Source organism: Pseudanabaena sp. UWO311 (genome assembly GCF_006937785.1).
Lineage (GTDB): Bacteria > Cyanobacteriota > Cyanobacteriia > Pseudanabaenales > Pseudanabaenaceae > Pseudanabaena.
Genome location: NZ_SJEE01000014.1, coordinates 18,066 through 40,207, shown reverse-complemented (window position 1 = coordinate 40,207; position 22,142 = coordinate 18,066). Strand labels below are relative to the sequence as shown.

At 41.6% G+C, this 22,142-nt stretch carries 16 protein-coding genes; 6 read left to right on the top strand and 10 right to left on the bottom strand.

The annotated features are described in order from the left end of the window. The first annotated feature begins 3 nt into the window (after positions 1 to 3). The gene (locus PseudUWO311_RS12320) at positions 4 to 1,548 is read left to right on the top strand and encodes an NAD(P)H-hydrate dehydratase (RefSeq protein ID WP_142655534.1); all 1,545 of its coding nucleotides are present in this window, start codon (positions 4 to 6) and stop codon (positions 1,546 to 1,548) included. 21 nt (positions 1,549 to 1,569) lie between these two features. On the opposite strand, the gene PseudUWO311_RS12315 is transcribed toward PseudUWO311_RS12320, so the two are convergent. Then, complete coding sequence (locus PseudUWO311_RS12315) at positions 1,570 to 4,107, bottom strand: EAL domain-containing protein (protein WP_142655533.1); 2,538 nt, start codon at positions 4,105 to 4,107, stop codon at positions 1,570 to 1,572. A 79-nt stretch (positions 4,108 to 4,186) separates the two neighbouring features. Beyond that, positions 4,187 to 4,921: a sirohydrochlorin chelatase gene (locus PseudUWO311_RS12310; RefSeq protein WP_142655532.1), complete on the bottom strand. Its 735-nt coding sequence runs from the start codon at positions 4,919 to 4,921 to the stop codon at positions 4,187 to 4,189. 49 nt (positions 4,922 to 4,970) lie between these two features. Between PseudUWO311_RS12310 and hflX the strand changes: the two genes are divergently transcribed. Further along, entirely contained in the window at positions 4,971 to 6,641 is a 1,671-nt protein-coding gene (gene hflX, locus PseudUWO311_RS12305) for a GTPase HflX (protein WP_142655531.1), read from the top strand. 165 nt (positions 6,642 to 6,806) lie between these two features. Then, the gene (locus PseudUWO311_RS12300) at positions 6,807 to 8,561 is read left to right on the top strand and encodes an ABC transporter ATP-binding protein (protein WP_142655530.1); all 1,755 of its coding nucleotides are present in this window, start codon (positions 6,807 to 6,809) and stop codon (positions 8,559 to 8,561) included. 2 nt (positions 8,562 to 8,563) lie between these two features. Here the strand turns inward: PseudUWO311_RS12300 and PseudUWO311_RS12295 are convergent, their stop codons facing one another. From PseudUWO311_RS12295 to PseudUWO311_RS12270, 6 genes are all read right to left on the bottom strand, one after another. Next, complete coding sequence (locus PseudUWO311_RS12295; protein ID WP_142655529.1) at positions 8,564 to 10,159, bottom strand: CHASE2 domain-containing protein; 1,596 nt, start codon at positions 10,157 to 10,159, stop codon at positions 8,564 to 8,566. Then, a complete protein-coding gene (locus PseudUWO311_RS12290; protein WP_142655528.1) occupies positions 10,140 to 11,030 on the bottom strand; it encodes a FecR domain-containing protein in 891 nt (296 codons plus the stop codon). Before PseudUWO311_RS12290 ends, PseudUWO311_RS12295 begins: the two co-directional genes overlap by 20 nt. A 602-nt stretch (positions 11,031 to 11,632) precedes the next feature. Beyond that, the gene (locus PseudUWO311_RS12285) at positions 11,633 to 14,164 is read right to left on the bottom strand and encodes an EAL domain-containing protein (RefSeq protein ID WP_142655527.1); all 2,532 of its coding nucleotides are present in this window, start codon (positions 14,162 to 14,164) and stop codon (positions 11,633 to 11,635) included. Further along, entirely contained in the window at positions 14,145 to 14,975 is an 831-nt protein-coding gene (locus PseudUWO311_RS12280) for a FecR domain-containing protein (protein WP_190303477.1), read from the bottom strand. Before PseudUWO311_RS12280 ends, PseudUWO311_RS12285 begins: the two co-directional genes overlap by 20 nt. Before the next feature lie 70 nt (positions 14,976 to 15,045). Beyond that, positions 15,046 to 15,930, bottom strand: coding sequence for a FecR domain-containing protein (locus tag PseudUWO311_RS12275; RefSeq protein WP_142655525.1), 885 nt, complete (start codon positions 15,928 to 15,930; stop codon positions 15,046 to 15,048). Positions 15,931 to 15,984: 54 nt separating this feature from the next. Then, positions 15,985 to 18,000, bottom strand: a complete 2,016-nt coding sequence (locus tag PseudUWO311_RS12270) for a serine/threonine-protein kinase (protein WP_142655524.1) — start codon at positions 17,998 to 18,000, stop codon at positions 15,985 to 15,987. Positions 18,001 to 18,120: 120 nt separating this feature from the next. On the opposite strand from PseudUWO311_RS12270, the gene PseudUWO311_RS12265 reads away from it, so the two are divergent. Continuing rightward, positions 18,121 to 19,017: a branched-chain amino acid ABC transporter permease gene (locus PseudUWO311_RS12265; protein ID WP_142655523.1), complete on the top strand. Its 897-nt coding sequence runs from the start codon at positions 18,121 to 18,123 to the stop codon at positions 19,015 to 19,017. Positions 19,018 to 19,220: 203 nt separating this feature from the next. Here the strand turns inward: PseudUWO311_RS12265 and moeB are convergent, their stop codons facing one another. Beyond that, positions 19,221 to 20,393, bottom strand: a complete 1,173-nt coding sequence (moeB, locus tag PseudUWO311_RS12260) for a molybdopterin-synthase adenylyltransferase MoeB (protein WP_142655522.1) — start codon at positions 20,391 to 20,393, stop codon at positions 19,221 to 19,223. 322 nt (positions 20,394 to 20,715) lie between these two features. Between moeB and PseudUWO311_RS12255 the strand changes: the two genes are divergently transcribed. Together PseudUWO311_RS12255 and PseudUWO311_RS12250 are read left to right on the top strand one after the other, a co-directional pair. After that, a complete protein-coding gene (locus PseudUWO311_RS12255) occupies positions 20,716 to 20,970 on the top strand; it encodes a hypothetical protein (protein ID WP_190303476.1) in 255 nt (84 codons plus the stop codon). Positions 20,971 to 21,093: 123 nt separating this feature from the next. Further along, positions 21,094 to 21,417: a DUF1825 family protein gene (locus PseudUWO311_RS12250; protein ID WP_142655520.1), complete on the top strand. Its 324-nt coding sequence runs from the start codon at positions 21,094 to 21,096 to the stop codon at positions 21,415 to 21,417. 17 nt (positions 21,418 to 21,434) lie between these two features. Here PseudUWO311_RS12250 and PseudUWO311_RS12245 read toward each other — a convergent pair whose 3' ends face one another. Beyond that, a complete protein-coding gene (locus PseudUWO311_RS12245; RefSeq protein ID WP_142655519.1) occupies positions 21,435 to 22,127 on the bottom strand; it encodes a ComF family protein in 693 nt (230 codons plus the stop codon). Positions 22,128 to 22,142: the final 15 nt, after the last annotated feature.

Sequence of the window (22,142 nt, the reverse complement as noted above, 5' to 3'; positions counted from 1 at the left end):
TGCATGAATGACTTTCTCTCTGCGCAGGCGATCGCAACGGCTACACAAATGCAAGCGATCGAGAATTTGATTTTTCAGTCGGGTATGCCCGTAGCAGCCCTAATGGAAAAAGTTGCCTTGAGGATCACTCAAAGGTTAACCGAACTCTATCCTGCTAAATCCCATCCGCGTATTGGTGTACTAGTTGGCTCAGGGCATAACGGTGGCGATGCCTTAGTCGTCGCTAGAGAATTACATCATCAAGGACGACAAGTCAAAATTTATGCACCGTTCCCAAAATCTAAACCCTTAACGCGAGTTCATGGCTGCTATGCCAAAAGTTTAGGTATTCCTTTTGTTAGTTTGGAAGTATTGCAAGATTGTGATTTGCTAATCGATGGCATCTTTGGCTTTGGATTAGAGCGTGATGTGGTTGGCGATGTCGCGATCGCATTTAACACAATCAATAATTGGCGAATTCCAGTTCTCAGTATTGATATCCCATCGGGAATCCATACCGATCGCGGCGATGTAATGGGAATGGCGATTCGTGCTACTAATACATTTTGTTTAGGCTTATGGAAGCGAGGTTTGCTGACAGAATCTGCAACGCCCTATGTTGGGAAGTTGGAAAGAATCGGGTTCGATATTCCCGAAAAATTTGTACTTCAAATTCTTGGTGAGCAACATCGATTATGGCGAATTAATCCCCAATCAGTAATACGAGATCGCCTTCCTATTGCTCGCAATCCCGTAGCTCATAAATATGAAGTTGGACATTTACTGCTAGTTGTGGGTTCTCAGAAATATGGTGGTGCTGCACTTCTTGCCGCTATGGGTGCTAAGGCGACAGGTGTGGGAATGTTATCGATCGCAGTTCCTAATTCGCTCAAATCTTTGATGCTTGCCCAAGTTCCTGACGCTCTCGTGATTGGCTGCTCTGAAACGGAATCTGGCGCTATCTCTTCACTTCCTGATCTCGACTTACAAAAGTATCAAGCGATCGTCTGTGGTTGTGGTCTTTCTGCGGAAGCTTTCCCAATTGTGGAACAGGTGCTCAATAGCGATCGCCCTTTAGTTCTGGATGCCGATGGATTAAATGCTTTAGCGAGTATGGGTAAATCTCAAATCACCCCAAAATTAAATCAGCGTACTAGTGCGCTGATTATGACACCCCATTGGGGTGAGTTCTGTCGCTTATTTCCAGATTTGCGTGAAGTTGAAAGATTAGAAGCTCTGCAAACTGCTGTCAATCAAACGCAAGCAACTATTTTGCTTAAGGGTGCAAGAACAGCGATCGCGTTCCCTCATGACACCACATCACAGATATGGATCAATCCAGAAAGTACGCCAGCCTTAGCAAGAGGAGGCAGTGGTGATGTTTTAGCAGGGCTGATCGGCGGGATGTTAGCGCAAGGGCTTACGGCAAATGATGTTGCGATCGCCGCAACAGTTTGGCATTCTCAAACAGCGATCTGGCTAGCTAGTCAGCGCACGGAAATGGGTGTTGATCCTGTGACTCTTGCTCAAAATTTATTGCCATTCTTATCCACCCCACAACTCAAATAAAGGCGGCGCTTTGCACTGCCTTTATTTGAGTTGTGCTTGCAGTAACAAAGTTGCTTCATGGGCAGGCACGGGACGGCTGAAGAGATAGCCCTGTACGGCATCGCAATCATGCGATCTCAAAAACTCTAATTGCTCTTTGCGCTCTACTCCTTCGGCGATCGCTCTCAGGTTGAGATTATGAGCCATGGCAATAATTGCTGATGTAATGGCAGCATCATCTTGATTTTGAGGAGTTTCTCGAATAAAACTAGCATCAATTTTGACCTTGCTAACAGGTAATAATCGCAAATAACTCAACGAAGAATATCCAGTTCCAAAATCATCAATCGATATACTCATGCCTTGGGATTTTAATTGCTTCAACATCGTAATCGTAGTATTTTGGTCTTGCATCACCAAGCTTTCGGTAATTTCTAATTCTAAATATTGTGCTTCAAGCTCAGTTTCTACAAGAATTTGCATAATGCGATCGCAAAGATCGACCACTTGAAACTGTTTTGCCGAGAAGTTCACAGCCATCCGAATTGGTGGTAATCCTTGTATTTGCCAAGCCCGATTTTGTTTGCAGGCTGTCCTTAGCACCCATTCGCCCAAGCGGACTATCAGGCCATGCTCTTCCGCAGCAGGAATGAATTGATTAGGGGGAACCCATCCGAGTTCAGGATGTAGCCAACGTGCCAAAGCTTCCATACAATCAATTTCGCCAGTGACAAGATTCATTTGTGGTTGATAGAATACCTGAAACTCTGAACGTTCAAGAGCTTGGCGAATCCCATACTCGATCGCCACATATTCCTTAACTTTTGCTCCGATCGCATGGTTGTAGAGTTGATAATGATTACGCCCACGCTCTTTAGCGCGAAACATTGCGGTATCAGCATTTTTCATCAAGGTCTCTTCATCTTGACCATCATTGGGGTAGAGACTTATCCCAATACTAGTACCGATATAAAGCGGCATTTCTTCGACAAAGAAAGGACTTTCAAAGGATTGTAAAATCATTTGGGCAAATTGCTGGATTGACTCCACACTTTGCAATTCAGGCACAAGAATCATAAACTCATCTCCACCCATTCTTGCCAAAAAAGTGTTGTCAAACATGCATTCGGTCAGCCTTTTAGCAACTTCGATCAGCAGGCGATCGCCTGCGGCATGTCCCATCGTATCGTTTACTAACTTAAAGCGATCTAAATCAAGAAACATTACCGCTAGTATTGGAGAAGTGGATTTAATTTCGATGAAACTATTTTGATCAAGATCTATTTGTAGATGATCATGGGCATTTACTAAAGCGGTTGAAAGACGATCTCGAAAGAGAACGCGATTTGGCAAATTGGTGAGAGAGTCATGAAAAGCAAGATGTTCGATCTCGGCTTTAGCCCGCTTACTAGCCGTAATATCTTCAACCGTTCCCTCAAAATAGAGAATATTCCCAGCCTTATTCCGCACTGCATGAACATTTTCTGAAGTCCAGATGATTGATTTGTCTTGGCGATAAACCTCAGACTCAAAAAATTTAACATCTTCTTGTTCTTCCAAAAGTTTGATTAACTCCAACCGTCGTTGAGGATCAACATAGAGTTGATGCTCGATATCCGTAAGATTAGCAATCAAATCTTCTGGAGATGCATATCCATATATTTCAGCTAGCATTGGATTGGAAATTAAAAATCTTCCATCAAGAGTGGACTGAAAAATCCCTTCAATAGCATGTTCAAAAATACCGCGATACCTTGCTTCAGCTTGTTTGAGGGATTCTTCAGCCTGCATTTTTTGAGTAACGTCATTTACCAGAATCAGTTCGCATTTTCGATTTTGATAGTCCAATGTATGTGCTGAAACATCCACTAAGATATGCGTACCATCTTTTTTGCTATGTCTCCATACCTCAGGTACAGTAAATCCAGTTGACACTTTAGATATCGCCTCTAAGAGTTTTGGAATATCTTCAGGAGGTCGAATGTCCGGCACTGTCATCGACAGAAATTCTTCTTCACTATAGCCATAGTGATTAATTGCGGCTTGATTTACAGCCAAAAATCCCAGTGTTTCCAGATCATAGATCCACATGGGATGAGGATTATTCTCGAATAAATAGCGAGTCCGATTTTCAAAATCTTGCTGATTTTTCGCCGTCTGTTCCCAATCAGTAATATCTTCAAATCGATTTACAAAATGAGGTTCTTTCGATCCACTAATATCAAGATCTGTACTTTGGAGAACTTGTACAATCTGACCATCTTCACGAATATATCTCACATTGATATAACAATGATCGATTTCTCCTGACAGTAATCGCTCTTTGAGAAAATAGTAAGCGGATAAATCATCTGGATGACAAATCTGCTCATACTTAAGTTGGCAGATTTGCTCAGCGCTATATCCTAACAAATCACAAAAAGATACGCTAATCCCCCGAATTTGGTCATCTAAAGATGTCTCAAAAATACCAACTGTACTATTCTCAATACATTTAGCTATTCGCATCAAGTTTTTGAGACGCTCTTGCTTGAGGATCTCTTGATATATAGGATTAAGATGTTTATATCTTTCAGCCAACTTTTTTTACCTTGTCGGGCTTAATAAGCGAATTTCAATGCTAAATCGATAATCAGTAAGGTGGGCATTGCCCACCTTACTAGGCGAATTTCAATGCTAAATCTACGATTTGCTCATTCAATAATGGTACAGGTAACTGTTGAATCTGAATGAGATCGCTATATGCTTTTAGTTTATTGGCGATCGCTTCAGTAATCCCACCTTCAGATAAAAAATACGGCAGCACAGTCACTTTATTTATTCCCTGTGATATTAAGTGTTCGATTTGAGTCTCAATTTTTGGCTCTACTCCCCAGTAGGCAGCAATCGCTTGACTATGCGTTGCCAAGTCCTCAACCACCTGATTTGCTTCAGCCCGACGGCTCCCATGCGACATTAAAATGCGTCCTTGCTTTTCTAAGTTGCTATGTTCAGTATATTTCTCAAAGTGCTGTAATAGTATATTCGGAATCTGAAAAGCTGTACCCAAGTGAGCCATTGTCCGAAATACAAACTTATTTGGCAGTAGTTCAGGAAACATCTTTGGTAAATTGCTTTGGGCGATAGCTACTTGTTCGGGAATATCATCGCTAACATGAAACCCTTCTAGTAAAAACAAAGGCAAAATAGCTATTTCTGAAATCCCGACTCGGTTTACCTCAATAGCAAATTGTTCTAATTGCTGCGATAGGCTGAGTTCTTGACCTTCCAGACACCCGCCGCCAATATAGCGATCACTTTGGGATCGCGCTACTGTGACTAAATTTTGCAATGCTGTCCATGAACGGCGATCGCTACTGCCATGGGTTACCAAAAAAAGGGCTGTGGCTTTCATCGCATCAAACTCAGTATAATTGTAGTAATAATTATACTGAGTAACGCATATCGAAACTATTTACGGAAAAACCCAAGGACTGAAGGCTCATCAATTAAAGCAATTAGATCGGCTATATCGATCGCGGTTGCCTCAAGATAGCCTTGTCACACCCGAATTAGCTCAACGCCTTGCCGCAGTCAGTGCTGAGCTAAAGGAATCTATCTGCATTTATGTCAATCGACGCGGACAGGTGATCCGTGTTGCGATTGGTACTCCAAATCAAACCAAGATCCCACCTTTGGAATTGCCTCGCTATGGTAGCGATCGCCTTAGTGGATTGCGCTGTATTTGTGCAAGTCCAGATGCGGAGTATCCCAATCCCACCGACTTAACGGCGATGTTGATGCAACGCCTTGATGCGTTGGTGATTTTGTCTGTAAATCTTAAAGGTCATACTGAACGTGGCTATTTGGCGCATTTATTGCCAGCTACTGATACAGAATTACCCGAACAACAGAATGCTTGGCGCGTGTCCAAACTAATGGCGGTGGAGGCGCTGTCTAAGCAAGATTTCTTAGAATTAGTAGAAGGGCTAGAAGAAGAATTTAGTCGTAATTTTGCTGGACTTGCTACTGACGATAATCAAGATCGGGTGATGCTAGTAGGATTGATGCTTCAAAAAGAAAAATCCGACTCCATGCCCTTTGCAATGATCGAACTCGGTCATTTAGTAGAAAGCGCAGGCGGCAAAGTGTTAGATGCTCTTTGGCAAAAACGCGAACGACCTCATCCTCAAACCGTTCTCGGTGAAGGCAAAGTATTAGAACTAGCGATCGCTGCTCAAACGAAAGGTGCAAATCTAGTAGTATTTGATCGCGAACTTACGGCTTCCCAAACTCGTAATATTGAAAGAATGATCGGCTTACGAGTTAGCGATCGCACGGAAGTAATTCTCGATATTTTTGCCCAACGTGCCCAGTCCTCGGAAGGGAAGTTACAAGTTGAGCTAGCCCAACTCGAATATCGGTTACCGCGCTTAGCAGGGCATGGACAAGCACTATCCAGACTCGGCGGTGGTATTGGCACAAGAGGACCTGGTGAAACCAAATTAGAAACTGATCGCCGTGTGATCCAGAAGCGCATCACGTTCCTTCAGCAACAAGTTAATCATCTGCAAGCACAGCGATCGCGCATTCGGCAAAAGCGCGTTGATCAAGAGGTTCCCACAGTTGCGATCGTCGGTTATACCAATGCTGGCAAATCGACTTTGCTAAATGCTATGACTAAAGCCGATGTCTATGCAGCCGACAAGTTATTCGCCACCCTCGACCCCACTACACGCCGCCTCAGACTCACTGGTGAAAATGACCAAATCCACACGGTTCTACTTACTGACACTGTAGGATTCATTCATGAACTGCCAAAATCTCTTGTTGATGCTTTTCGCGCCACGCTCGAAGAAGTCTCAGAAGCTGATGTGTTAGTGCATCTAGTCGATGCTTCTCATTCTTCTTGGGAAGCTCAACTCAAATCAGTGGATAAAATCCTCAAAGATATGCCGATTGCTGTGGGTCCAATTTTATTAGTTTTTAATAAAATCGATGCGGTTGAAGATCCCAAGGCAATTCTAGAGCAATATCCCGATGCGATCGCGATTTCTGCCCTCAAGCGTCAAGGCTTCGAGCAAATGAGTAAGTCACTGTTAAAGTTGATCGAATATGCGATCGGGGAACTCTAACAGCGGCTGTCTAAGAGGAAATTAATCCCCAACGCCAAAGAAGAGTTGTGGCGCGAAGCGCCGCAACTCTTCTTTGGCGTTTAATTTTTGTCCTAACTTCTCTGACTATGGCTATAAAAGCTTACTAAGAAAGCTTTTAACAAAATAAAGTAGTATGGATATATTATGGCGCGATCGCAATTTCAAAACCTCAAAAACTATCTCCGTCCTTACTGGAGTGACCTAGCCGTTGGCACAATTGCCCTACTAGCGGCAAACTGTCTTGGTACATATATCCCTTGGCTGATTAGATCCGCAGTTGACGATCTTAACAAGATTACATCTGGCGATATTCATACTTTAATGCAATATGTGTGGATGATTATCGGCTTGTCGTCGCTGATGTGGATCATCCGTATGACCTCCCGCGTCTGGATTTTTGGAATCGGTCGCAAAATTGAGTACAGCCTTAAGCAACAAATTTTTGAACATTTACTCAAATTGCCGCCAAGCTATTTTGCCAACAATTCCGCAGGCGAAACTATTAGCATCGTTACTAGTGATGTGGAGAATATCCGCCGCTTGATGGGATTTGCACTGCTCAGCATTATCAACTCAGTATTTGTGTATAGCCTGACACTACCTGCGATGGTAGCGATCGATCCGATGTTGACTTTGCTATCGGTCTCTGTTTACCCGATTATGCTAGTGATTGTACAGAGATTTAGCGGCCAATTGCGTGATGAACAGTTGGAAGTTCAAGAAGAATTATCAAATGTAAGTTCGCTCTTGCAAGAAGACCTCAATGGCATGGCATTGATCAAAACATATGCTCAGGAGGACAATGAGCGGGGCGCTTTTGGGAAGTTAAACGATCGCTTACTCGATGCCAATCTTAGAATGGCGCGTAGCCGTAATATTCTATTTCCACTATTGGGCGGAATTGCTAGTATTAGCTTCCTAGTATTAATTTGGTTTGGCGGCGAAAAGTTAGCTAATCCAGCGAATACGACCTTTAAAATAGGCGATTTGCTGACCCTGATTATTTATGTAGAACGATTAATTTTCCCCACTGCGATTTTGGGATTTGTGATGGTCACTTATCAGCGCGGACTAGTCAGCATTGGCCGAATTCAGGGCATTCTCGATATGCCCCCAGCAATTGTTGATAGAGCCGATGCGATCGCACTCACCAAAGATCAAGTTACAGGCAAAATCGAAGCACGCGATCTTACTTTCACCTATGACGGCTCTAGTCAACCTGCTCTTAATCACGTTAGTTTTACAATTTATCCATCTGAAACAGTCGCCATTTTAGGAACTGTTGGTTCTGGTAAATCTACTTTTGCGAGCGCCTTAATGCGTTTAGTGGAAGTTCCATCAGATCAAATTTTTATTGATGGTGTAGACATCACTAAAATGAAGATCTCAGATTTGCGAGAGATTATCTCTTTCGTGCCGCAGGATAGTTTCTTGTTTAGTGCGACGATGCGTGACAACATTCGTTACGGCAAACCCCAAGCCTACGATCATGAAGTGGAAAACTTTGCCAATCAAGCCCGCATCGAGCAAGAGATTCTCAAGTTCCCGCAACAATATGACACGCTAGTCGGTGAGCGAGGAATTACTCTGTCAGGTGGACAAAGACAGCGTACAGCCCTCGCCAGAGCCTTACTCGTTGACACCCCAATTTTGGTGTTAGATGATGCGCTCTCAAGTGTGGACAATCAAACTGCTACAGGGATTTTGGGGAATCTTCCTCGGGATAAGACGGTGTTATTTATTACCCATAATCTGTCTGCTGCATCAACTTGCGATCGGATTATCCTTATGGATGCTGGTAAAATCGTCCAAGCTGGCACTCATGCTGAGCTACTCGCTGAGTCTCAGCTTTATCAAAAGCTCTGGAATCAGCACAAACTTGAAGTTGCTATCAGATGATATTAGATTAAATTATCAAAAACTTGATAGCAGGATTTACCAAGAGATTTAGCCTGATACATGGCAATATCAGCATCAGCGAGGATATCTTTTGGACTTTGATAGGATTCAATACTAAAAGCCATGCCCATACTCATGGAAATGTTGATCTTGTTGCCATCAAGACAACAAGTTGGAGCCATGGCTGCTTGAATTCTTTCAATCGTAATGATTGCATCTTGCTTTTCCTTAAGATTGTCTAGCAAAACCACAAACTCGTCGCCTCCAAGCCTAGCAGCAGTATCACCTGTGCGAATTGATGCACTTAAGCGTTTTGCCACCTCGATCAGTAGGCGATCTCCGTTTAAATGACCTAGATTATCGTTAATAGCCTTGAATCCATCCAAATCCACCAAAATAACTGCAAATAGATAACCATGTCTTTGGTAGAGAGAAATCGCATGATTAATGCGATCGATAAGTAAAATGCGATTGGCTAAGCCAGTAAGATGGTCATGAAAAGCTTCATAGGAAAGCTTAGAGTTCATTTGTTGCAGATGCTGCCTTGATTCAATTTGATTTTGAACAATACTGAATAATCCAATAGACATGATTAAGGTGATAGGCATAGCTACTGGCAACCAATAGCCAAGTATGAAGAATCCAAAAGTACAGATTCCCCAACCACCAGAAAGGACTATCACTATTACTATTTGTTGAAAAATTTTACTTTGCCCAAGTATCCAAGCTAACGCCATCCCAACGAATAGCTGTACCCACCAAGTCCAATGTATTTCAGGAACTCGTAACTGATTCTGCTGTAATAGATTTTGGAGAATGTTGGCATGTAAATGGACATTGTGAGCCGAATCATTTCCATCAAAAGGTGTAACCAATGCATCATTCCCAGTAGCAGTTACGCCCACAAGAACAATCTTGTTTTGGAAAGTATCTAGAGGAATACGCTCTTCGATTACATCAACAAAAGAATATTGGCGCATTTGTGAAGAACGATATGTCCAATTTATGCCGAATTCTAAATCTGGGTTTGGCATTGGTACATTTCCCCAAACTAGGTTGTAGGCTTGTAGGGTCGCCATTGCTAGCGAGGGCACATCATCCTTATATAACTCTACCCGTCGGACAATCCCATCACTACTTTTCGGCTCAAGAATATGTCCTGTACCGATCGCTGCTTCACCAAGTTGTGGAACTGGTAGTAACATTTTGCCCTGAGTGTTCCAAGCTTGAGATAAAACAACATGTCTATTGTCAGACATTACTTTGGCTAGCAATGTATCAGCAGAGCTAGGCTCTGACCAAATTAAATTAATGGCAACTGTACTCGCATTAGCTTTTGTGAGCTTTTGGATTAAGGGTATATATCGATCGCGTGTCCACGGAAAGCGTCCTAATTTTTCGATACTCGCATCATCGATAGCAATAATTACTAGACGCTCATCCCAATTTCGATCAAAACGCCAGTTGGTAAATCGATTATAGACAAAGTGTTCAAGGGGTTGAAAAGCGCCGAAACTGTATAAAATGGAGACGATTGCCGTTGAGACTGTCCAAGGAATAGATCTTTTTATTACTCGTTTAGAAAATAACCAGTTCATAGGTACGTTGTTTGCCCAAAGGGTTGGAGACGATGACTTTGATCTCAGCTCTATAGATTGAATTGGTGGTTAATACAGCCCTAAATTGACCATTTCGATCAACACTTTGCTCAACTCCATCAATTGATACTGTGTTTGCAAAATCTACCTTTCCAATTAGGATCACTTTGCGATCGCCTTCTTCAAATTGCTTGATAACTTGATACTCCAGATCATTATTGTCCTGAATAGGAACTGGCTGAGAAGGTGGTTCTCCTAATATAGTCTGATTTTGGAATCCTTTATCCACTAAAACCTCTGTGTTTTGGGCTTCAGTCATAACTGCACCATCAAAGGTAGAGAGGATCGTGCGACCATCATCTTTCACATTTAATACATATTCTGTGCCTCTAACTCCCGTAACGACAGCAGGAGTCTGAATATTAAATCGTGAACTAGGATTAGAGAATCGTCTAATTTGCAAGCGTACTTGTCCTTTGGGTACTTGCAAAATCGTAATTCTTCCATCATCGCTAGTAATTTGCAGTTTATCGATGCGAACTACTGTTTTCTCGCTTACATTGACAAAGCCTATGCCTGTATCAACACTTAATACTGCTGTGGATTTTCCATCTGTGGCGATTTCATCACCAATTGTTGAAAGGCGATCGCCTTTACGCGCAGGACGATTAGTATTTTGGTTACGAAAAAAAACTTTGCCTCTAACTTGTTCTACTTGCAAATATCGGTTTGTTTTTACTTGTAGTTGAGATTGGGCATCACTAAGGTCAACATTCCCCGATAGCACCAAAATAAAGGCTGCACTACCATAGCTAAGAATGCCAAAAAACTTTTTATTCCATAAGTTTTGGCAAGAGATATTGTTGATCATTTGTAAATGCAAAGAATTGAATGTAGCGATGAAGTGTACAACTGAGAACCTTAGATTAATATACCAACTACTGGATAAGTTTGTGGCATTTTAATCAATATATAGCAATTCCAAAGATAGTTACTCCCTTCCCCGCGAATCATTAAGTGTGCGCAGCAAAGCTGTGCACACTTAATGATTCGTTTCCCAGTAAGGGTTAGCCTCTCATACTTACTTAAAAATATGCAAATCATTTAGGCTTTTATAGTAACTCTAAATAATTTACTATAGCTTTAATTCCTAAAATCTCTTAGAAATAAGCTGTTATACCAATTCACGAAAGTATGTCAACACTTTCGTGAATTAAAAACTAAACCTAGTAAGGATTTTAAAAACAAGAAATGGCTGCGCCATTTTTTGTTTTGGTATAGCGCTTTGTGCTCAAATCTAAACCAAGACAAATTTTGAAAGCTTTGCAAAGCAAAGCTTTCAAAATTTGTCTTATGGCTCTTTTTTGGTAATTGCTGTAGGAGCACTATATGGATTCCAAAATTAGTCTTTACTTGAGTATAAGGTTCTATGATGATTCTGATTTGTGGTAATCACAGCCTACATGATTATCATCATGTCGTTTGAAAAATTGCTTCGATCGCATCAACATCAAGAGGACGGAATAGAAAGAATCCCTGACCATCACCTTCTTCACTAAGTAAATCTTGCAAATAATTTAACTGAGCTAAGTTCTCAATCCCTTCTGCGACAATATGAGCCTTGACACTATGTGCTAAGGATATAATCGCCTGAAGAATTTCCATTCCATTTGAATTTTTATGGATATTGTTGACAAAAGATCGATCTATTTTTAAGCCATCAAAAGGAAACTCATGTAAATAGGCAAGCGATGAATATCCTGTGCCGAAATCATCAATATAAATCTTAATCCCTGCTTGCCGCATCTGACTGAGTACACTTATTGCAAAATCGGGGTTCTCCATGATCGAGCTTTCCGTTAATTCTATTTTGAGATATTCAGAAGATAGTTGTGTCTCTTGGAGAATGCAAAGGCATTTTTCTAATACATCATTCTGTGCTAATTGTTTGGGAGATAGATTGACACTAATTGTTATATCTTTGGCTTTAGGAAAGCGTTGTTGCCAAGATTTTACCTGCAAGCAAGCATTGCGCATAATCCAATCTCCAATAGAAATAATTAGCCCTGTCTCTTCGGCTAAAGGTATAAATTGGATTGGTGATATTAAGCCGCGTTCAGGATGTTTCCATCTAATTAATGCTTCTAACCCAACTATCTCCATATCACTGAGAGATAGAATTGGTTGATAGTAGATTAGAAATTCTTGCTCGTCTTGATTGCTATGATCTTGACAGAAAGAAACCGCTTTTCGGAGATCCTTTTCGAGCTTTAATCGTTTGAGCACACGTTCACGCATAGAAATATCGAAGACCTTATTGCATGAGTTACCCAGCTTTTTTGCATAAAACATCGCTGTGTCAGCATCTCTGAGGAGAATCTCAGCAGAAATTATTTCAGGATAATCAGGTTCGTCAATGCTATTAACTTGATGAAACTTGATGCCAATATTAGCCTCAATCTTAATCTCATGGTCATTGATCGTAAAAGGATTTTGCAAGTTTACTTGAATGCGATCGGCAATCGCGATCGCCTCTTGTTGATCGCCTAATTTTTCTAGGAGGATGACAAACTCAGCACCGCCAAAACGAGCAATCGATGCGTTAGGAGGAATAGAATTACTCAAACATTGGCTGACTGTAACTAGGATCAGATTGCCAACAGGATGACCAAAGGTGTCATTAATGGTTTTAAAGCGATCTAAATTAATCCAAAAAATAGCTATAAGATTTTGGCTGTCACCGCTTTGAAAGGTTAAATCTTTGGGATGAAGCAGATTTTGCAAACGGGTTTCGATCAGAGTCCGATTATATAATCCTGTTAAATGATCATGGGTAGATTCGTATTGAAGTTGAGAATTGGCAATCTTTAGCGATTGCTGCATTTGCCAACGCTCTTGCAAAGCGATCGCGAAACCCGTTAATAGAAACATCAGAATGGGAACAGCAATCTCAATTAAGTAGTTAGCTTTAAAAGCGATAAAAGCAACGATCAGCCATAGCCCAGATAGAACAAAAGCACTTATAGTTCCAGTCCATAAATTTTGTCTTGGTAAGATCAAGCCAATAATCAGACTCCCTAATAGAGCAATGCTCCAAACATTGATAGGTTTAGCAACCCCAAAAGAATTTTTTTGCAGTAGATTTTGCAAAACCATTGCATGTAAATGGACTCCACTTGCTGGAGGGTTTCGATCAAGCGGAGTTACTAAATCATCTAGGCCTGAAGCTGTTACGCCAACCAAGACAATTTTATTGCGGAAGGTTGAAACAGGGATTTTGCCATCAATGACATCACTAAATGATACTTGAGGTGTATCTTTGGCTCTCTTTGTCCAATTAATAGTTAATGTTTGATCCAGCTCTGGCAATAAAGTATTGGAGGCAGTTGTTAAGTCATAGGCTTGCAATATTGACACAGCGAAAGTTGGAATATTTTTGATTTGCAAATCAACTTGATGCACAACTCCATCTGTATCTTCACGCTTAAGAATATGCCCAATTGCCACACCTACATTATTGATAGGTGCGATCGGCAGTAGTGGCTGCCCAGACTTATCCCAAGCCATAGCTAGAACGACTTTCTGATATCTAGCAATTGCAGCGGCTAATTGCTGATCAGCAAGAGTTGATTCAGACCATAAAATATCAAAACCCACAATACTGGCTTCAGTTTTTTCAAGCTCTTGGATAAGCTGCACATATAGATTGCGAGTCCACGGAAATCTGCCAATTTTACTGAGGCTCTTATCGTCAATGGCAATAATTATGACGCGCTCATCCCAAGGTCTATCGCCGCGCCAGTTAGTAAAACTGTTGTATGCCCAAAATTCGATTGTTTGTATAAACCCTAGGTAAACCATGGGAATTATGACAATTATTGCAAACAGAGTGGGCAAGGCTCGACACATCAAACTAACTAAACGCGATCGCCAGCGTTTAGTTTGGTAAGTTGTTAACAATTTAGGAAATAATCGAGAAATAAACTCAGAGAATGGGGATCTCATAAACTTGTATCTTTCCCGTAGGAGTTTCCACTGTTACTTTAACTTTTAGGCTTGAAGTTGCAGGAAATTTTAGGGAAAACTCTCCATTGCCATCTAAAGATTGTTCCAATTCATCTACCTTAACGGTGTTAGAAGGACTGGTGTAACCCGACACAACTATAGAACGGCTTAAACCTGATACTTGTCTATTAATTATATATCTCAAACTTGCATCATCGGTAAAAGGAATAGGTGTCGAAGGCGGTTCACCAACAACTGTGATGTTTTGAAATCCACCATTAACTATTTCTGTCTGATTTTGAGCAGTCGTCGCTACACTCCCCTCAATTGTGGTAATCAACATATTTCCATTTGGCTTGACGAGTGCAATATATTGTGTGCCCCGCACGCCACTAATACCAGCAGGGGTTTGGATATTAATCTGAGATCCCCGATGGGTAAATTTACGAATCTGCAATCTTACCTTCCCGCGTGGTACATATAAATTGGTAACCCGCCCATTATCAGAGGCAATCTGAAAAGAACGAATTTGGATAGTTGTGTTTTCGCCGACATAGATAGAGCCTACTGCTGTATCTACGGTCAAAACTGCCGAGCTGTGTGCTCCTGTCGAAATTTCATCACTAGCAATTTGTAAAAGATCTCCTACTCTTGCAGGACGGTTATCATAGCTGTAAAAATTACGATATGTGACATTTCCTGTCACTTCTTCAACCTTTAACCATTGATCAGTCCGAATCTGAATATTTTGTTGAGCTTCAACTTTTTGATGTTCTTGAGATAATAGAGAAATCCCAGATATATCGATCATGAACATTAGAAAAGCAAAAAAAATTATGTTTTGATTTATAAGTTTTTTAGGAAAAAGTTGAGAAATAAATTCAGAGAATCGGAATCTCATAGATTTGTACTTTCCCCAAAGAAGTTTCCACTGTTATTTTTACTTTTAAATTTGATGTGGCAGGCAATTGTAGAGAAAACCTTCCGCTACTATCTAAAGACTGTTCCAACCCATCTACCTTAACAGTATTAAAAGGATCAGTGTAACCAGATAAAACAATAGAACGTCCTGAACCTGATGTTTTTTTATTAATTACATAGTTCAAGCTTGCATCGTTGCGAATTGGTACTGCATTGGATGGCGGGTTACCAACAACTGTCAAATTCTGAAACCCCCCATTAACTATTTTTGTTTGATTCTGAGCTGCTGTTGCCACGCTTCCCTGAAATGTTGTCAGAAGCATATTGCCGTTAGGTTTGACGTGCACAACATACTTTGTACCCCGTACCCCACTTATGCCCGCAGGAGTCTGTATATTGAGTTGAGAACCACGATTTGTAAATTTACGAATCTGTAGTCTTGCCTTACCTCTGGGCACAAACAGATTGGTGATCCGCCCATTATCTGAGGCAATCCGAAAAGAACGGATTTGGATAGTTGTATTTTCTGTCACATAGATTGACCCAACACCAGTATCAACGCTCAAGACAGCGGAGCTATTTGCGCCCGTAGAAATTTCATCACTTGCCGATTGTAAGCGATCGCCTACCCTTGCTGGTCGGTTCGCATAATTGTACAAATTGTGATAAGTGACATTTCCCGACACTTGTTCAACTTTTAACCATTGGTCAGTCCGAACTTGAATCGCTCTTTGAGCTTCTATCTTTTGCTGATCTGGGGGTAGTAAGATTGTTCCTGAGACATTAATGAGAATTCCCAAGAAAGAAATAAAAATTAGATTTAGTTTTTTTTGTTTTTGCAGCATTTTTTACGCATTTTGCCATTTGTTAAGAATTCTCTATATATAAACTACCCTTGCTCAAAGTTCAGGTATTTCCCAAATATTAATATTTTTATCTTGGCTGCTGCTAATTAGTTTGAGATTATCTGGAGTAATCACTAAAGACGTTACCAAATCTGTGTGACCAATCAAATTCCATATGGGAGATTTCGTTTGCAGATTCCATAAATGGATAGAATTTTGACTGTCTTTGCCGCCACTAAAGAGATATTTACCATCGTTAGTAATAGCGATCGCACCAATCGCATCTTTATGTTCGCTTAATTCAAATAGCTTTTTACCTGAAGCCAGATCCCATACTCGAATTAAGTTGTCACTATTGCCACTAATTACGCGCTTACCATCAGGAGTTACTAATACGCAGGTAACTCCTGATGGATGTTCGAGAATTTTTAAGCTTTCGCCTGTCTTCACATCCCAAATGCGTACTGTTTTGTCGCGACTGGCACTGATAACCTGCTTACCATCGGGCGAAATGGCTAACCCCCAAATTTTATCAGTATGTCCTGTTAGCGATCGCAGTAGTTTGCCCGTAGAGATTTGCCAGAGATTTACCGTATTGTCATAGCTGCCGCTAACTAGTAGATCACTCGCAGGGGCGATCGCCAAATTATTAATCAGATTTGTATGACCACTCAGAGTTTTGACTACTTTCCCAGTCGCTATATCGATGATTTTGATGTTTTTATCTTGACCAGCAGTAATGATTTGGCGATTGGATAGAAAGACTACTGCTCGTACCCATCCGCCTTGATCTTTTATTTCCTTAATCGGACTAGTATTATCTCCTTCTAATTCCCAGAGCTTAACGGTTCCGTCATCACTAGCGCTAGCAATTATTTTGCCATCGGGACTAAGCGCTACGCTTTGAACCGCATCACTATGTTTTTGCAAAAATTTTGTCGGAGTCAGGCGCTTTTTCTGGAAAACTGGCAGTTGAATACTAAAATCATCAAAATTGCCGATCGTAGAAACCTTAATCACTGTACCGATGCCCAGTCCTACAAATGCAGCAATCATTACCGATATAGTTAATAAAATCGGTGAAGTCGGTTTGCGGGTTGAGTCTTTAATCGATTGTTTAATTGATTTCCGCTTGGCTTTGTTCTTATCGTTTGGCGCAAGCTTATCAATTAGTTCAATTTCCCTGATAACTTTTAAAATCGCGTCACAATTAATTGGGCGATCGCTGGGCTTACGCGCAATCAGCGCATCAATTAAATCGGCTAACTCGTCCGAAATTTCAGGCGCGTGCGATCGCCACTCAAAGGTGTCGCGCTCGGGATTGTAAGTATCGAGAGGATATTTTCCTGTCACCAAATGGATCATCGTACAGCCGAGAGCATAAAAATCGGACTGTGGGACGGCAAAGCCTTTTTCCTGTTCGGGTGCTGTATATCCCACCGAGCAAATGCTCGTAATGCCCTGTACACCGCCAATCTTGGCAAGATAGGTATGCGTAGCTTCACGAGCTGTACCGAAGTCAATTAAAACTAGCTGTCCTGAAGGGGACAACATAATATTTGCGGGCTTAATATCGCGATGAAAATATTTGTTGCGATGAACTAAGGCGAGAATTTCCACCAATTGCCGCAGCCAAGTGATCGCCCGCTTTTGTGCGATCGGTTTGCGATCGCGCTGGTTGATCCATTGTTCGAGGTTTAGCCCCTCAATTTTTTGCATGATAATGCCATGCAGCATTGTCCCATTTTCGAGATTGTGATGTACATAGGTCTCAATTTTGGGTATGCCTGCATGTTCTATTTGTCCTAAGACAAAAGCTTCTTGCTGAAACAGCGACACAGCTTTACTATCTTCATTCAATTCCTGTTTAAGGATCTTGAGGATTTTGGGATTGCCTGCGCGATCGGTAGCTTCATAGATCATGCCGAAGCCACCAGAATCACTTAATAGTTTAGTGACCGTATAACAACCATCAATCAATAATTCAGAGCCGCATCCTTGACAAGTTGGGTACTTATCATTATCAGGGTGATCTGGGATAGGGCAAGTAGGATTAATGCATAGACTCATGGTGTTTTCAAGCGTACCAGTCTAGACTTACTATATCGCTAGCGCAGTCAATTTATAGCAAACCCATAGAATTAAGGGATGTTTTACATGCCCTAATTCTATGGCTGGGTAAATTTATTTATGATCGAATACATCTCAACACTTTTCATTAACGCGGCAATCTTTGCTTTGTTTAGTCTGGGGCTAAATCTGCAATGGGGATTTGCAGGTTTAGTTAACTTTGGTCATGTGGCGTTTATGACGGTTGGGGCATATACAACGGTGTTGCTCAGTCTCAATGGTGTGCCTTGGTTCCTTGCTTTTCTGATCGCAGCAGCGATCGCAGGGTTGCTGGGCATAGTTATCGGCAGCACCGCCTTAAAATTGCGTGAAGACTATCTAGGGATCGTTAGCATCGGCGTGTCCGAAATGGTGCGTCTATTTGTCAACAATGAAGAATGGCTGACCAAAGGTACAAGGGGCGTTCAGGATTTCCCACTGCCATTGGTTAATCTCGTCTCACGGCAATATTATTCTTTTGTGTTAGCTGCTTTGCTATTGGTGGTCGTGGCTGTAGTGTACTGGCGCTTAGAGTGGCTCGTGAGATCGCCTTGGGGACGGGTGCTAAAGGCAATTCGGGAAGATGAGGAAGTTGCCAAGGCACTGGGCAAAAATGTATTTTGGTACAAACTCCAAGCATTTGCGATCGGTGGTGCGATCGGTGGTTTAGCGGGAGCATTTTACGCTTGGCAATTAACCACAGTTTATCCCGATAATTTTATTCCCCTGATTACGTTCCAAGCATGGACGATTGTTACCATTGGTGGCGCAGGTAATAATCTTGGCGTAATTCTCGGTGCGGTGATTTTTCAGGTTTACAATGCTCTTCCTCGATTTCTGCCCGAACAAATTCGTGCTGATGGTGGCAGGTTTGAGGCAATTCAGTTAATGCTGATTGGTGTTACTTTAATTTTGCTAATGGTCTGGCGACCACAGGGAATTTTAGGTAATAAAAAAGAATTAACTTTAAACCGATAAAGAAAGGGCGCTCAGCGCCCTTTCTTTATCGGTTTAAAATCTGATTTTCCTTAAAACGTAGATTATAAATCTCTTGCTACTAGCATGGCAGGGCAACCACGGGGGGATTGCCCCTACCTGAGAATTTGTGACTTGTAGGGGCTGCGCCCCCGTGCCAGCCCTAAACCTCGGCTATTAGAGGAATTCGTTCCGCGCGAAATCAGTTAATATTTGGGAATTGAAGGATCGATTTGATCGCTCCAAGCATTAATGCCGCCCTGTACATTGATCCCGTCAATACCAGCTTGCTTGAGAATGCCCAAAGCCTTCATCGATCGCCCACCCATTTTGCAATGGGCGATTAACTTATGTCCATTTAGCAAAGCCTTAACTTTCTCTACACCATTGCCATTTTCAATTTCTGGTAAAGGTACTAGAACTGTGTTAGGAATTTTGCCAATTTCCCACTCGTTGGGGTTACGAACATCAATGATCACATAGTCTTCAGCGCCAGCGTCAATGATTGCTTTAAGTTCGGTAACAGTAATTTCGGCGATCGCCTGTTGTGCTTCCATTTCGTTTGCTTGTTGTTGGGGAATACCGCAGAACATCTGGTAATCAATCAATTCTTCGATTACAGGACGGACTGGGTTTGGACGGAGCTTTAGCTCTCGGAAGGTCATCTTGAGGGCATCGTAAAGTAACAAACGTCCGCTCAAAGTATTTCCCTGTCCAAGAATGATTTTGACAGTCTCAGTAGCTTGGATTACACCAATGATTCCAGGCAGAATACCTAAAACGCCGCCTTCGGCGCAGGAGGGCACTAATCCTGGAGGTGGTGGCTCTGGGTAGAGATCGCGATAGTTGGGGCCACCTTCATAATTAAAGACAGTTGCCTGTCCTTCAAAGCGGAAAATTGAGCCGTAGACATTAGGCTTGTTTAATAATACACAGGCATCATTGACAAGGTAGCGTGTGGGGAAGTTATCCGTACCATCGACAACGATGTCGTAGGGAGCCATGATCTCCAGCGCATTGGCTGAAGATAAATGGGTGTTATATAGATCAATCTGACAATAAGGGTTGATTTCTAAGATTCGCGCCTTTGCGGATTCGATCTTCGGTTTACCGACTGAGCTAGTGCTATGAATGACTTGACGCTGGAGGTTAGATGTGTCCACCACATCGAAGTCCACGATACCAATGCGTCCGACACCTGCGGCAGCGAGATATAACAATAAAGGGGAACCCAAGCCGCCCGTGCCGATACAGAGTACGCTGGCAGCCTTGAGTCTTTTTTGTCCCTCTACGCCAACCTCAGGCAAGATCAGATGACGCGAGTAGCGCTCGTAGTCATCTTGGGTGAGTTGAATGGAATTTGGGTCTGGGTTGAGCATGATTAAATGAATCGCACTTTGTTTGCTTAGGCAACCGACAGCACTTTGATTGCAAACCCGAATCAATAAATTCTTTAAAAGCTTTGCTTTGCAACATTTTTTAAGAATTTATTATGATTTAGATGATCATAAATTGCTGTATGGAGATCGCCTTTGCTGATTTGGCGTGTATTTGTATATCTATTGTAGTTTTCTAGTTTACGCTTTAATGCAATGTTGTATGTTTGTTGCAGTTGGCTTAACTGCCATAACTTCGATCTAAGATTTACAAAAATTTAGATTATTTAAAGTGTGTCTAAATCTACGCAGTACTATGGAGATTATGGAAACCCCTTACATTTACTATATTCCGATCTATCCTGACGATGATAATTGCGAAACCCTAATGCACTTATTCATCGGTCAGCCAGGCTTGGATACCGAGATTTTGAGTTTACTCGAAGCTCTTGATGACCGTGAACATAAAGGTGAAGCAGTAGACTACGTTCATGAGCTTGAATCTCAGGTTGGACTAAAGCGAGTTTCAGTTAGATTTTTGCCGCGAAAACGCGATCGCGCTGTTCCAATCATGACTTAATCCAAAAAAGTCGCGCACGGCGCGACTTTTTTGTAAGGGTGGATATCTCCACTTCAGTTAACTTCTGTAAAGTTGACCTAGATTGTAAAATTAGAATAGATGTAAAGAAAGCAGAGCAATAAAATGGCATTTTTTGATTCTGAAATCGTTCAACACGAGGCTCGTAATCTATTTCAAGATTATCAAGCTCTAACTCAGCTTGGCGGTAGTTATGGCAAGTTTGATCGCGAGGGTAAAATTCTCTTTATCGAAAAAATGGAAGAGATGATGGATCGTTATAAGATTTTTATGAAACGATTTGAGCTGTCCGATGATTTTATGGCGCAGATGACCCTAAAGCAATTGGAAAATCAGTTAGGTAATTTTGGGATCACGCCTCAGCAAATGTTTGAGCAGATGAATATTACGCTCGAAAAAATGAAATCTGAACTTGAACCTCATAATTAGCTTTTAGCTATTAGCTTTTAGCTTTTGAATTGGGGACGAGCTAGGACGATAACTCCTTTTACTTTGATGTTATTGGCGGCGAGAGTGGCGATCGCTTCGCGGATAGTTGCGCCAGTCGTATAAATATCATCAAATAGAATTACATCTTGGGGCTTGGACTGTTGGTTTAACGGAACTGTAAAAGCTTTAGATAAATTCTCTTCACGTTCTTGTTTGCTCTTGGTTTGCATTTGCGCCTTAGTATCCTTGTCTCGCCGCAACAATTGCGGTTTACATGTCATTGCTGTCAAATCACAAAAACGACGTGCCATCAGTTCTGCTTGGTTAAAGCCTCGCGATTTTAATTTGTTTGCATGAAGGGGAATGGGAATTACGGAAATTTTTTTTAAACTTGGGGTTTTAGTATTTGCCGATCGCTTCCATGTGTCGGCAATTTTTTCAGCGATCGCTTCCATAATTTCAGGATGATTGTCATATTTGCAAGCGGCGATCGCCCGTTTTAATGCGCCGTCATAAATCCCCCAACTATAAAGCGGAATCTCTGGTGTAATGGGGTAATCTTTTTGCAAAAAATCTGGTGATTGATAGGCGGCTATTTGGCGATCGCAGTCTTTGCATAAAATGCGATCGCTAGGGCGTTTGCACAATGGACAGCTTGCTTGCCAAAGAGAGTTGGTAATTGTGTTGGCTAGGCTGTCAAACCATTTCATGCGTCTTTGTGGATT